This is a genomic window from Microbacterium sp. ANT_H45B (assembly GCF_008369345.1).
Taxonomy (GTDB): domain Bacteria; phylum Actinomycetota; class Actinomycetes; order Actinomycetales; family Microbacteriaceae; genus Microbacterium.
The window spans coordinates 339861-353772 of the sequence record NZ_VOBK01000003.1; the positions used below are offsets into that span (position 1 = coordinate 339861).

Consider the following 13912-nt stretch of genomic DNA (forward strand, 5'->3'; position numbering starts at 1 on the left):
CGCCGGTCAGCGCAGCGCGTTCGCCTCGATGAACGCGCGCAGCTCGTGCTCGTCGTCGGCCATCTCGGTGGTGCGCTGCGGGGCATCGAGCATCGCGCGCAGCTCCGACGGGTACTCGAGCTCGACACCGATCGCCTCACGGATCGTCTCGGCGAACTTCTGCGGCTTCGCGGTCTCGAGCACCAGCATCGGCACTCCGGGCTCGACGTACTCCCGCGCGACCTTGACGCCGTCGGCGGTGTGCGGATCGATGATGTCGCCCGAGGCGTCGTAGACCGCTTCGATCGTGGCGAGCCGGTCGGCGTGCGTCGAGGTGCCGCTCACGATGCCGAACTCCTCGATGAACCGCGAGAGGTCCGCGGTGAAGTCGAAGTGCCCCTTGTCGTCGAGGTCCTTCCAGGCGCTGACCACGCGCGAGGCGTCTCGCCCCACCAGCTCGAAGATGAAGCGCTCGAGGTTCGACGCCTTCGAGATGTCCATCGAGGGGCTCGAGGTCGCCAGGGTCTGCGCGGCGCTGCGGGGACGGTAGACCCCGGTGCGGAAGAACTCGTCGAGCACGTTGTTCTCGTTCGCGGCGAGGACGAGGCGACGGATCGGCAGCCCCATCTGCTTCGCGAAGAACCCGGAGAGGATGTTGCCGAAGTTGCCCGACGGCACCGTGAACGAGACCTCGGTCCATCCGCCGACGTCCGTCGCCCTCAGCCAGGCCCAGAAATAGTAGACGACCTGCGCGGTGATGCGCGCGAGGTTGATGGAGTTGACTGCGCCCAGGTTCTGCGCGCGCTTGAAATCGAGGTCGCCCGCGAGCTTCTTGACGAGGTTCTGGCAGTCGTCGAACACGCCGTCGACGACGATGTTGTGGATGTTCTCATCGTCGAGCGAGAACATCTGCGCACGCTGGAACGCGCTCATGCGTCCCTTCGGCGACAGCATGAAGACCGAGATGCGATCCTTGCCGCGCAGGGCGTGCTCGGCCGCAGATCCGGTGTCTCCCGAGGTCGCGCCGAGGATGTTCAGCACCGAGCCCTTGCGTTCGAGCGCGTACTCGACGACCTGGCCGAGGAACTGCATCGCCATGTCCTTGAACGCCAGCGTCGGCCCCTCCGAGAGCCCCACCAGGGTGAGGTCGTCGTCGATCGCCCGCAGCGGCACGACCGCCTCGGGGAACGGCTCGTAGGCCGCCGCCGTCATGCGCGCGAGGTCGGCGCGGGGGATGTCGGTGGCGAAGAGACCCAGCACCTCGGTCGCGAGCTGCGGATAGGTCAGTGCGCGCCAGCGCTCGAGGGTCTCGCCGTCGACCGTCGGCATCGTCTCGGGCACCGCGAGACCGCCGTCGGGGGCGAGTCCTTCGAGCAGCGTCTCGCAGTACGGCAGCGGCTGCATGCCGCCTCGGGTGGAGATGTACTGCACGGAAGCTCCTCGGTTCGGGATCGGCGCGGGAACTCCATTGTCGCAGGTACGACCGCCCTGATTTCACGGGTCGGCCACGGGCGCGCGGGCACGACTCGAGACATAGCGCGTGATCGCTCCGCTGGCAATGGGATATCCCAGATTCGCCCCCGCTCCTATCGTGAGAGCATCAAGAGAATCAGGAGCCATCATGACTGCGAAGACCCATGCCGCACATGACCGGGAGTCCCCGCAGGACCAGGCTTCACAGGGAACCACGACTCCGGTCGAGCCCCTCTACGAGCGCGTCGACCTCGATCGTTACGTCGTCATGCACGACGGCCCGATAGGTTACATCGAACACGTCCATCCGGTCTTCGTCTGCTACGTCGGCCACCCCTACCCGAAAGCCGACGAGGTGGCGCAAGTGCACGACTTCCACGATGCTCTTCAGACCGTTCTGCACCGTGCAGTCGCGATGCGGCACGCGCAGTGAGCCACGACGTCTGGCCCGGATCCCCCTACCCGCTCGGCGCGACCTTCGATGGTCAGGGCACGAACTTCGCCCTGTTCAGCGAGGGTGCCGAGAAGGTCGAGCTGTGCCTGTTCGACGACGAGGGCACCGAGGAGCGGGTGCCGCTCGACGAGGTCGACGCGTTCGTGTGGCACGGCTACCTGCCGTCCGTGCAGCCGGGCCAGCTCTACGGGTACCGCGTGCACGGCCCGTACGATCCCGCGCAGGGTCAGCGCTTCAACCCGAACAAGCTGCTGCTCGACCCGTATGCCAAGTCCGTGTCGGGTCAGATCGACTGGGGCCAGCCGCTCTTCGGCTACACCTTCGGCGACCCCGATTCGCGCAACGACGAGGACTCGGCCGCCACGATGGCGAAGGGCGTCGTCATCAACCCCTTCTTCGAGTGGGCCGGCGACCGCCTCCCGAAGACGCCGTACGCGCAGACCGTGATCTACGAGGCCCACGTCAAGGGGCTCACCCAGCTGCATCCCGACGTCCCCGAGGAGCTGCGCGGCACCTACGCGGCGATCGCGCACCCGTCGGTCATCGAGCACCTGGTGCACCTCGGGGTCACCGCACTCGAACTCATGCCGGTGCATCAGTTCGTGAACGACTCGACGCTGCAGGAGAAGGGCCTCTCGAACTACTGGGGCTACAACACGCTCGCCTTCTTCGCCCCGCACAACGACTACGCCTCCAGCGGCGAGCACGGCCAGCAGGTGCAGGAGTTCAAAGCGATGGTGCGCGCGCTGCACGCGGCGGGCATCGAGGTCATCCTCGACGTGGTGTACAACCACACCGCCGAAGGCAACCACATGGGCCCGATGCTCTCGATGAGAGGCATCGACAACGAGGCCTACTACCGGCTCGAAGAGGACCGTCGCTACTACACCGACTACACCGGCACCGGGAACAGCCTCAACGCGGGCAACCCGCACGCGCTGCAGCTCATCATGGATTCGCTGCGGTACTGGGTGACCGAGATGCACGTCGACGGCTTCCGCTTCGACCTCGCGTCGACCCTCGCGCGGGAGTTCTACGACGTCGACCGGCTCGCGGCGTTCTTCGAGCTCGTGCAGCAAGATCCGATCGTCTCTCAGGTGAAGCTCATCGCCGAGCCGTGGGACGTCGGCCCCGGCGGCTACCAGGTCGGCAACTTCCCCCCGCAGTGGACCGAGTGGAACGGCAAGTACCGCGACACCGTGCGCGACTTCTGGCGCGGGGAGCCGCAGGCCCTCGGCGAGTTCGCGTCGAGGCTGACCGGCTCGGCCGACCTCTACGAGCACTCGGGCCGTCGCCCTGTCGCGTCGATCAACTTCGTCACCGCGCACGACGGGTTCACGCTGCGTGACCTCGTCTCGTACGACGAGAAGCACAACGAGGCCAACGGCGAGGACAACAACGACGGGGAGTCGCACAACCGCTCGAGCAACCAGGGCGTGGAAGGACCGACCGACGACGAGAGCATCAACCGGGTGCGCGCCCGGCAGCAGCGCAACTTCCTGGCCACCCTGCTGCTGTCGCAGGGCGTGCCCATGATCGCCCACGGCGACGAACTCGGACGCACGCAGCACGGCAACAACAACGGCTATGCGCAGGACAACGAACTGACCTGGATCGACTGGGAGGCCGCGGATCGACCCCTCGTCGAGTTCACGGCCGCCGTCGCGAGGCTGCGTCGTGCGCACCCGACCTTCCGGCGCAGCCGATTCTTCGACGGACGCCCTGTGCGGTCGGAGGACGGCGAGCGCGTGCCGGACGTCGTCTGGCTGCGCCCCGACGGCGGTCGGATGGAGCCGGAGGACTGGGATTCGGGCTTCGGGCTCGCGATCGGCATGTTCCTGAACGGACAGGGCATCCGCGAGAAGGATCGTCGTGGTCGCCCCGTGTCGGATCAGAACTTCCTCGTCTATTTCCACAGCGGAGCGGATGCGATCGACGCGGTGCTCCCCGATGACCGGCACGGTCGTGCCTGGGAGGTCGCCATCGACACCGCCGGCGATCGCGCAGGCGGACCCGCGATCGACGCCGGTGCCCCGGTGACGCTCGAGGCCCACTCGATGCTGGTGCTGCGCGAGGTCGACCAGACCGAGGTGCCCACCGACGATTCCGTGGAGGCGTCATTGCGCATCCAGACCGAACGCGCGGAGGCCCCGGCGCCCGCACCGAGCCCGGAGCTGCCTCGATGACGCGACGACCTCTCTCGACGTACCGGCTGCAGATCCGACAGGGGTTCACCCTCGACGATGCGGCGGAGGCGGCGGGATATCTCGCCGACCTCGGCGCGTCGTGGGCGTATCTGTCGCCGCTGCTCGCAGCGGTGCCCGGATCCGATCACGGGTACGACGTCGTCGATCACTCCCGTGTCGACCCGGAGCGCGGAGGGCCGGAGGGCCTGACGCGATTCGCCGCTGCGGCGCGCGCGGCGGGTCTCGGCATCCTCGTCGACATCGTGCCGAACCACGTCGGCGTGGCTCTGCCGCGCGCGAACCACTGGTGGTGGGATCTGCTGCGCCTCGGCACCTCGTCGCGGCATGCGATCGCCTTCGACGTCGACCGGCGGGTGTCGGCGGGTCGGGTGCGGCTGCCGATCCTCGGCTCGTCGCCCGCCGAGGTGCTCGCCGCCGGTGAGATCACGATCGACACCACCCCCGCAGACGACGCCCCCGACGGCACGCTGCACTACTTCGACCACGAGCTTCCGCTGGCCCCCGGCACCGCCGACCTCGCGGACGATCTCCCCACCCTCCTCGACGCCCAGAACTACGAACTGCGCTTCTGGGAGGACCAGAACACCGACCTCGACTACCGCCGCTTCTTCGCGGTCTCCGAGCTCGCCGGCATCCGCGTCGAGATCCCCGACGTCTTCGAGGAATCCCATCGGGAGATCGTGCGGTGGATCACCGAGGGCCTGGCGGACGGCCTGCGGGTGGACCACCCCGACGGGCTCGTCGACCCCGGCACCTACCTGGAGCGCCTCGCGGACGCGACCGGCGCCGCCTACACGGTCGTCGAGAAGATCCTCGAGCCCGGCGAGGAGCTGCCCTCGTGGTGGCGCACCGACGGCACCACCGGATACGACGCCCTCGTGGAGTTCGACCGCGTGCTGATCGACGGCGACGGCGTGCGCGCGCTCGACGAGCTCGACGCACGCCTGCGGGAGGACTCCGGTCTCCCGCCCGCCGCATCCTGGCAGGATCTCATCCACTCGACGAAGCGGATGATCGCCGACGAGCTGCTGCGGTCCGAAGTGCGACGTCTGGTGCGCGCCCTGCCGTTCGGCGTCGTGGACGCCGAGGAGGCGCTCGCCGAGATCATCGCGAGCTTCCCCGTGTATCGCGCGTACCTGCCTGCGGGAGGCGAGCATCTGCAGCACGCACTGGACGATGCGGCCGCCCGGCGGCCCGACCTCGCGACCGCGATCGCCGAGCTCGCTCCCCTGCTCGTCGACACCGGCCTCGAGATCGCCGAGCGATTCCCGCAGGTCACCGGCGCCGTGATGGCGAAGGGCGTCGAGGACACCGCCTTCTACCGCCATACGCGCCTCGGCACCCTCACCGAGGTCGGCGGCGATCCGTCGATCGCCTCGATCACGGTCGAGGCCTTCCATGACGCCCAGCGCGCGCGACTCGCGTCGTGGCCGCACTCGCTGACGGCTCTGTCGACCCACGACACCAAGCGGTCGGAGGATGTCCGGGCGCGGCTCTCGGTGCTCGCCGAGGTTCCGGGGCGCTGGGCCGAGGTCCTCGCGGAGCTCCGCAGCATCGCCTCCACCGGACACGGCCCCCTCGACGCGCTGCTCTGGCAGGCGGCGGTCGGCGCCTGGCCGATCACCGCCGAGCGGATGAGCCAGTACGGGCTCAAAGCCGCCCGCGAGGCCGCCGAGTCCACCGCCTGGCAGCATCCCGACGAGGACTTCGAGAAGGGCGTCATCGCGATCGCGGAGGCCACCGAGGGTTCCGCCCGCGAGGTGCTCGACGCCTTCGTGGCCGAGATCGTCGATGCCGGACGCGTGAACTCCCTCTCCGCCAAGCTCCTGCAGCTCACGTCCCCCGGCGTCCCCGATGTCTACCAGGGCACCGAGCTGTGGGACCACTCCCTCGTCGATCCGGACAATCGGCGGCCCGTGGACTTCGGCGCGCGCGCCGACCTCCTGCGCCGGATGGATGCGGATGCCGTACGCGGCGTACTCCCTCCGATCGACGACTCGGGCGCCGCGAAGATGCTCGTCACCTCGCGCGCGCTGCGCCTGCGCCGCGACCACCCCGAGCTCTTCGACGGCTACCGCCCCGGCACCGTGGCGGGTGAGGCGTCCGCGCACGCCGTCGCCGTCGATCGCGGTGGCGTCCTCGCCGTCGCGACCCGCCTTCCCGTCGGTCTCGCCGACCGGGGCGGGTGGGGCGACACCGTGCTGCTGCGGCGTGAGATCCCCGCGACCGACGTGCTGACGGGGCGGCGGATCGCCGCGGGTCCCGTGCGCCTGTCCGAGCTTCTCGACACGTACCCCGTCGCCCTGCTGGTGGAGGACCGATGATCTCCGTCTGGGCGCCGCGCGCCGAGTCCGTGCGGCTTCGCCGACTCACCCCGGCCTGCGTGACCATCTCGGAGCACGATCTCAGCCGTGACGGACAGCCCGACGGGTGGTGGAGCTCCGACGTCGCGATGGCCGAAGGCGAGCGCTACGGATTCCTGCTCGACGGGAGCTCGATGCTGCGCCCCGACCCGCGGTCGCGTCGACAGCCCCGAGGCGTGCACGGACCGTCGGCGCTCTACGATGCGTCCCGGTTCGAGTGGACGGACGACGACTGGGCAGGGCGCGAGCTCGCCGGGGGCATCGTCTACGAGCTGCATGTGGGGACCTTCACGCCGGAGGGGACCCTCGACGCGCTGATCGGACGACTCGACCACCTCGTCTCCCTGGGCGTCACCCATGTCGAACTGCTGCCGGTGAATGCGTTCAGCGGACGATGGAACTGGGGATACGACGGAGTGCTGTGGTACGCCGTCCACGAGGGCTACGGCGGGCCCGCCGGGTACCAGCGACTCGTCGATGCCGCGCACGCCCGCGGGCTCGCGGTGATCCAGGACGTCGTCTACAACCATCTCGGCCCGAGCGGCAACTACCTTCCCGAGTTCGGTCCGTACCTGCGCGACGGCGAGCACAACACGTCCTGGGGGGACTCGCTGAATCTGAGCGAGCCGACCGTGCGCGAGTACATCCTCGAGAACGCGCTCATGTGGCTGCGCGACTTCCACGTCGACGGTCTGCGCCTCGATGCCGTGCATGCGCTGCACGACGAGCAGACCCCGCACATCCTCCAGGAGATGGCGGAACGCGTCGATGCTCTCGCCGCCGAGCTCGGCCGACCGCTCACCCTCATCGCGGAGTCCGACCTCAACGACCCCACCCTCATCCTGCCCAGGGACGAGGGCGGATACGGACTGACCGCGCAGTGGTCGGACGATTGGCACCATGCGGTGCACGTCGCCCTCACCGGGGAGACCGAGGGCTACTACGCCGACTTCGCCGCCTCGGATGCCGTCGCGAAGGTGTCGCAGAGCGGTTTCTTCCACGACGGAACCCACTCCTCCTTCCGCGGCCGCGCGCACGGGCATCCGCTGCCGGCCGAGGTTCCGTCCTGGCGCCTGGTCACCTTCACCCAGGACCATGATCAGATCGGGAACCGCGCGGCGGGCGACCGGCTCTCGGCATCGCTGTCGGCGGATCGCCTCGCGGTCGCCGCCGTGCTCACGCTCACCGCGCCGGGCACACCGATGCTGTTCATGGGCGAGGAATGGGGGGCGACCACCCCCTGGCAGTTCTTCACCTCGCACGAGGAGCCGGAGCTCGCCAAGGCCACCGCGGAGGGTCGCATCGCCGAGTTCGCGCGCATGGGCTGGGACCCCGCCCAGGTGCCCGACCCGCAGGATCCGGCGACCTTCGAGCGCTCGCACCTCGACTGGGACGAGCTCGGCCGCCCCCGCCAGGCGCGCATGCTCGATCTTCATCGACGACTGATCGCGCTGCGCCGGGAACTGCCTGATCTCACCGACCCCGATCTCGCGCACACCCGTGTGACCGTGATGCACGAGGACGCCGCACCCGATGCCCGCGCGTACCGCCTCGATCGCGGCGACGTGTCGGTGCTGGTGAACCTGACCGCCGGCGAGATCGAGTTCGAGCTGGCGCCCGACGCCCGGGTGCTGCTCGAGACCACGCCTGTGCGCATCGCCTCCCGGACCATCGTGCTCCCCTCCGAGTCGGCGGTGATCGTCGGGCCGGCCGACTAGGGTCCGGAGTGCTGAGCGCAGCGTCGATCACTCGATGCGTGCCCCGCATCGCTCCGCGTCAGAGGCGACGCCGCAGCGCCTACGCGATGCGGATGAGCTTCTTGTTGACGAACTCGTCCATCGCGGGCCTACCCATCTCGCGGCCGGTGCCCGAGCGCTTCACGCCGCCGAAAGGGAGTTCGACCGCGTCGGCGAGGACCAGGTTGATCCACACCATGCCGGCATCGATCCCGTCCGCGACCCGCAGCGCCTGCTCTCGGTCGGTCGTGTAGACGTAGGAGCCGAGTCCGAACGGTGTGTCGTTCGCGAGGCGCACGGCCTCCTCCTCGGACGCGACCCGATAGAGCGCCGCGACGGGCCCGAAGAACTCCTCGTGGAACGCATCCATCGTCGGCGTCACGTCGGTGAGGACGGCCGGCGGGAAGAAGTTCCCCGCCGGCTCTCCCGACGCCAGGATCGTCGCGCCCTGCTCCTTCGCGCGACCCAGCTGCTCGGTGAGTCGCTCGGTCGCGGCAGCCGACGACAGCGGGCCGAGCTGCGTGCTCTCCGCCATCGGGTCTGCGGGTGCGTTCGAGGTGAAGACCTCGGTGAACTTCGCAGCGAACTCGTCGAACAGCTCGTCGATGATGATGAACCGCTTGGCGGCGTTGCAGGACTGCCCGTTGTTGTCGAGGCGGGCGTTGACAGCGTCCTGAACGGCGGCGTCGAGGTCGTCGGTCGACAGCAGGATGAACGGGTCTGACCCCCCGAGCTCGAGCACGACCTTCTTGAGATGCCTGCCGGCCAGCTCGGCGACGGCGGAACCGGCGCGCTCCGAACCGGTGACCGAGACGCCCTGCACGCGCGGATCGGCGATGACCGTCGCGATCTGGTCGTTCGTGGCGAAGATGTTCACGTACACGGAGTCGGGGGCACCCAGCTCGGCTTCGGCGTCGTCGAAGATCTGCTCTATCGCCAGCGCCGACTCGGGGCACTGCGGTGCGTGCTTGAGGAGGATCGTGTTGCCGTTGACGACGTTCGGGCCGACGAACCGCGCCACCTGGTAGTAGGGGAAGTTCCACGGCATGATGCCGAGCAGCACGCCGAGGGACGCGCGGCGGATGAACGCGGAACCGGTGCCGTCGGACAGCTCGATCGGCTCGTCGGCCGAGAAGGCCTCACCGTTGTCCGCGTAGTACTGGTAGATCGCGGCGGCGAAGTCGACCTCGCCGAGCGCCTGCTCAAAGGTCTTGCCCATCTCGCGGACGACGATCTCGGCCAGCTGCTCACGGCGCTCCGTGTGGAGCGCGGCGACGCGGGCGATGAGCGCCGCGCGATCCGCCACGGGGGCGCGACGCGACCACTCCTCGTGGGCGGCGGACGCGGCGGCGATGGCCTGTTGCAGCTCCTCGTCCGTGATCGTCGGGTACTCGCGAAGGGTCTCTCCGGTCGCGGGGTCGACGACGGCGTAGTCACTCACTGGTGTGCTCCTCTGGCTGGAAAAGTATCGGGTTTTCTCAAGGATTCCTGCGGGCGGCTCGAGGCGCGGATCGCTCGTCGGCGCATCATCCGTCACGCTCCCGCCGAGGCGATGCCGCGGAGAACCTGTTCATTCACGCTTATGTGCTCGAGGACGGCAGCGAGAGCTGTCTCGGGGTCGCGTCTGAGAAGAGCTTCGGCGATGAGGACGTGGTCCCGGAGCGCGTCTTCGTGGTGCCATCCGGCCACGACCTCCCGGCGCTGGAGGAGCCTGATGGCGAAGGTCATCTGGCTGCGGATGGAGGCGAAGAAGCGGTCGAGCAGAGGGCTGCCGGCGAGGGCGATGACCGAGGCATGGAATTGCACGTCCGCTGTCGCGTGACGCGATGAGTTCTGCCCCTCTGCCGCCGCCCGCCGTAGATCGGCCAGCGAGACCATCACCGCGTCGAGGGCGTGATCCGGCGCATCGAGGCAGGCGCGAGCGCCCGTCCCCTCGAGGACGGCGCGTGCCGCATAGAGGTCGATGACGTCGTTCGTCATGAACTGCCGGACGCGGGCTCCCCGGTGCTTCTCGTGAGTGACCACGCCCTCCTGGGCGAGCATCAGAAGGGCCTCTCGGACCGATCGTCGGGATGCGCCGAACCGCTCCGAGATCGAGATCTCTCGCAGGGGCTCCCCCTGCTCGAACCGCAGTGAGAGGATGTCGTCGCGCAGATGGTCTGCGATCAGCGAGGGTGCAACCATTTCTTACCTCCGGGCCGGTGGGAGCGGCCGCATGCGTCGTGATCTGGTGTCGTGGTCGTCGTCAGTGTACCTACGGGGTCGTCGTGACGAGATCGTCGTCCGGGGTCTCGGACAGGACCTCGCTGAGCGCCGTGAGCAATCGGTCTGCGTGCCGCGACTCGAAGACCAGCGGAGGTCGGATCTTGAGGACGTTCTCGTGCCGACCGGACGCGCTGACCAGCACTCGCTTCGCGCGCAGTCCGTTGACGACCTGATTCGCCAGACCGGGGTCAGGGGCGGCGACGGGCTGACTGCGGCTCCGGACGAACTCGACGGCGAGGAAGAGGCCCTCGCCGCGGACCTGACCGAGACGCCGATCGTGGCGCGCCAGCTCGCTCAGTCCGTTCATGAGGGTGTCTCCGACGGTCGCGGCGTTCTGAAGAAGCTCGCGGTCCTCGATCTCATCGAGGACGGCGGTCGCCGCGGCGATGCTGACCGGGGTCCCTCCGAAAGTGTTGAAATATCGGACGTCCCGCCCGAAAGCGTCCATGTGCTCGCGCCTGCCCACCACGGCGGAGATGGGCAGGCCATTGCCCATCGGTTTCCCCAGGACGACGAGATCGGGCTCGACGGAGTGCCGGAGGAAGCCCCACCACGCGGATCCCAGCCGACCGAAGCCCGGCTGAACCTCATCGGCGATGTAGAGACCACCGCGACGGCGAGCGACCTCGACCGCAGGCCGCAGGACTTCCTGCGGGTGCGTGACAAGACCGTCGCTGGAGAGCACGGAGTCGACGATGAGCGCCGAGAATCTCACGCCCCTGCGCTCGAGGCGGGTGATCGCGTCTTCGACGCGCTGCGCGAAGAGCGCAGCCGACGCGCCGTCATCCGACGGGTCTCGCAAGGGGTCGGGCGCGGGAACGGTCACCACGTGCTCAGGGAGCACGTTGTTCGGCCCCAGGCTGGGCGAGATGGCGGCGCTCGCTTGCGTCGTCCCGTGATAGGCGTTCGAGGTGATGACGACGCCGGTCGCGCCGGTGACATGCCGTGCGATTCGGAGCGCGAGATCCACCGCCTCACTGCCGGTGCACGTGTACACCACCTGCTCCAGGTAGTCAGGAAAGAGCGAGACCAGCCGTTCGCTGTAGTCGACGAGCTGATCGGTGAGATACCGGGTGTGCGTGTTGACTCTTCCGAGTTGCTCGTCGACCGCTGCCCGCACTCGCGGATTGGCGTGTCCGACGGCCGGCACGTTGTTGTACGCGTCGAGGTAGTCGACGCCGTCGGGGTCGAACAGGAGCGCACCGTCTCCACTGGCCACCTCGACGGGCTGTCGGTAGAAGAGGCGGTAAGGGGCGCCGAGCACTCTCTGCCGACGCTCGATCAACGCGGACGCTCTGCGGCCCACCTCCGCGTCCGAGGCAGGGTCGTAACTGTTCACCATGTGCATCTGACCGGGTGCACCCATGTCGCCTCCTTTGGTCACCAACTCGACTATTGGTCACCAATATGGATACTCTACTTGCATGAACATCACAACCGACGCCGATTCTGCGACAGCAGGCGCGCCTGCTGTCGACGTCGACGTCGTGACCGTCGGCGACGACGAGATCGTCGAGATCCTTCGGACGCGGTTCGAGATCCACGCGTCGGCCGTTCAGGCCGTCGGGGCCGAGAGCGCCGCCGTCTTCCGGGTGACCGATCGCCGGGACGCGGCATTCGCCGTCAAGGCCTTCTGGGCGGACACGCCCTCGAGCACAACCCTTCGTTGGCACCAGGAGGTCGTGCAGAGAGTTGCGGAAGCGGGACTCCCGGTCGCCCGGCCGCGACGCTCCGTCGCCGGAGAACTCACCGTCGAGGCGGGGACGGGGACGGGGACGGGGACGGGGACGGGGACGAGGGCGCTGCTGGTTCAGGTGTCAGACTGGCTGGGGGGCACACCGCTGGAGCGCGTGCCCATGCGGAGGGAGTTGCTCCGAGAGATCGGCCATGTCGCGGCACGACTTCATCGACGCCTTCGGCTGGAGAGCCCGCCGCCCGAACTCGGAGAGCACCCGTGGCAGATCACCGAGTCCAGAACGATTATCGAGCGTGCTCTCACTCGCATCGGGACCCTCGCGGACCAGGGCCGGCTTCCGGGGGCCGCGCAAGAAGTCGCACGGCTCGAGCGCGCCGCCGCCACCGTCTTCGCCCTCCTGACGGAGAGCGTCGCGCCTCGGCTGAGCAGACTCCCCACCGCCGTCGTCCATCACGACCTTCACGACTCCAATCTCCTGGTGGGGCCGGGAGCCGAGCACACGACGATCACCGGCATCCTCGATTTCGGTGACATGACTCGCAGCATCCGCATCTCGGAACCGGTGATCGCCGGCGCCTACGCCGCGCGTCATTGGGGTGATCCGGCGGCGGCCGTGGACGAGGTGATGGCCGGATGGTCTGAGTCCGTCGCCGTCACGTCGGACGAAGCTGCGGTCGTGTTGCCGCTCGCGGCCGCTCGCCTGCTCACCAATGCCACGGTGTGGATGTCACGCCTCGGCACCGCCCGGGGCGACTACGCCGCACACCGTCGCCGCGGCTCGCTCGAGACCGCGGAGGCGCTCCTCCACGCGGTCTAGCGGCCAGGGAAAGTGCGGGCGAGGCCACACCCCGTCCGCACGTCGACTCCCCAGCCAGACCTCCAGACACACCGAAAGTCCAGAAAGCGAGGGGCCCATGGATACCCCAGGCCGCACAGCGATCATCACCGGAGCGGGCAGCGCCGAGGGAATCGGAGCCGCCGTGGCGATGATGCTCGGTCGGGCCGGCATGAAGATCGTCGTCACCTCGACGACGGACCGCATCCTCGAACGGGTCTCCGACCTTCGTCGAGCCGGTATCGACGCCAGCGGGGTCGTGGCCGACCTCACGGAACAGCGCGGGGTGGATGCCGTTCTCACTGCCGCGCGCGAGAGCCACGGAGTCCCGACCGTCCTCGTCAACAACGCAGGACTCACTTCCGTCTCGCGCGCCGAGTCTCCCGCCGCCATCGACGACATCTCCATCGAACAGTGGCGCATCTCGCTGGATCGGAACCTCACCACGGCCCTGCGGATGACGCGCGCCGTCGTGCCGCACATGCGGGACGCCGGTCATGGGCGCATCGTGAATGTCGCCTCTCTCTCCGGGCCGGTGATGGCCTACCGGGGAGACGTCGGCTATCACGCCGCCAAGGCGGGAATGATCGGCCTGACGCGCGGAACCGCGATCGACGTCGCAGCAGCCGGGATCACGGTGAACGCCGTCGCACCCGGCTGGATCTCGACCTCCTCGTCCAGCGAGCATGAGCTCTCCATGGGGCGGGCCACCCCGGCGGCCCGCCCCGGTACGGCCGAGGAGGTCGCGTCTGCCGTCTGCTTCCTCGCAGGAGACGGAGCCTCCTACATCACGGGCCAGCTGTTGATCGTCGACGGAGGCAATTCGATCGACGAGGAGCGTGGCATGGGATGACCAGCGTGCGGCGACCGACCTCCTCCCCTTTTCACACACCACCCAAGGAAA

10 protein-coding genes are annotated in these 13912 nt (G+C 68.7%); 6 read left to right on the forward strand and 4 right to left on the reverse strand.

What is annotated here, in order from left to right; genetic code table 11:
* Positions 1 to 6: 6 nt before the first annotated feature.
* Positions 7 to 1410 (reverse strand): threonine synthase, encoded by a 1404-nt coding sequence (gene thrC, locus FQ142_RS13845; protein WP_149423757.1) that lies wholly within the window; start codon positions 1408 to 1410, stop codon positions 7 to 9.
* A gap of 190 nt (positions 1411 to 1600) precedes the next feature.
* Between thrC and FQ142_RS13850 the strand changes: the two genes are divergently transcribed.
* The 4 genes from FQ142_RS13850 to treZ are packed head-to-tail and all read left to right on the forward strand — an operon-like array spanning position 1601 to position 8194.
* Entirely contained in the window at positions 1601 to 1885 is a 285-nt protein-coding gene (locus FQ142_RS13850) for a hypothetical protein (protein WP_149423758.1), read from the forward strand.
* On the forward strand, positions 1882 to 4092 hold the full coding sequence (gene glgX, locus FQ142_RS13855) for a glycogen debranching protein GlgX (protein ID WP_149423759.1): 2211 nt from the start codon (positions 1882 to 1884) through the stop codon (positions 4090 to 4092). The genes FQ142_RS13850 and glgX overlap by 4 nt, the downstream gene beginning before the upstream one ends.
* Entirely contained in the window at positions 4089 to 6437 is a 2349-nt protein-coding gene (gene treY, locus FQ142_RS13860; protein WP_149423760.1) for a malto-oligosyltrehalose synthase, read from the forward strand. The genes glgX and treY overlap by 4 nt, the downstream gene beginning before the upstream one ends.
* Entirely contained in the window at positions 6434 to 8194 is a 1761-nt protein-coding gene (gene treZ, locus FQ142_RS13865; RefSeq protein ID WP_149423761.1) for a malto-oligosyltrehalose trehalohydrolase, read from the forward strand. Before treY ends, treZ begins: the two co-directional genes overlap by 4 nt.
* Before the next feature lie 79 nt (positions 8195 to 8273).
* Here treZ and FQ142_RS13870 read toward each other — a convergent pair whose 3' ends face one another.
* The 3 genes from FQ142_RS13870 to FQ142_RS13880 all read right to left on the reverse strand — a co-directional run bounded on the left by FQ142_RS13870 (position 8274) and on the right by FQ142_RS13880 (position 11843).
* Positions 8274 to 9653 carry an NAD-dependent succinate-semialdehyde dehydrogenase gene (locus tag FQ142_RS13870; protein ID WP_149423762.1) on the reverse strand — a complete coding sequence of 460 codons (1380 nt, stop codon included), beginning with the start codon at positions 9651 to 9653 and terminating at the stop codon, positions 8274 to 8276.
* Between the two features lie 92 nt (positions 9654 to 9745).
* Entirely contained in the window at positions 9746 to 10396 is a 651-nt protein-coding gene (locus tag FQ142_RS13875; protein WP_149423763.1) for a GntR family transcriptional regulator, read from the reverse strand.
* Between the two features lie 70 nt (positions 10397 to 10466).
* Positions 10467 to 11843, reverse strand: coding sequence for an aspartate aminotransferase family protein (locus tag FQ142_RS13880; RefSeq protein ID WP_262492156.1), 1377 nt, complete (start codon positions 11841 to 11843; stop codon positions 10467 to 10469).
* A gap of 58 nt (positions 11844 to 11901) precedes the next feature.
* Here FQ142_RS13880 and FQ142_RS13885 point away from each other — a divergent pair, with 58 nt between their 5' ends.
* Positions 11902 to 12990, forward strand: a complete 1089-nt coding sequence (locus FQ142_RS13885) for a phosphotransferase (RefSeq protein WP_188042405.1) — start codon at positions 11902 to 11904, stop codon at positions 12988 to 12990.
* Between the two features lie 97 nt (positions 12991 to 13087).
* Positions 13088 to 13861, forward strand: a complete 774-nt coding sequence (locus FQ142_RS13890) for an SDR family NAD(P)-dependent oxidoreductase (RefSeq protein WP_149423765.1) — start codon at positions 13088 to 13090, stop codon at positions 13859 to 13861.
* Positions 13862 to 13912 lie beyond the last annotated feature (51 nt).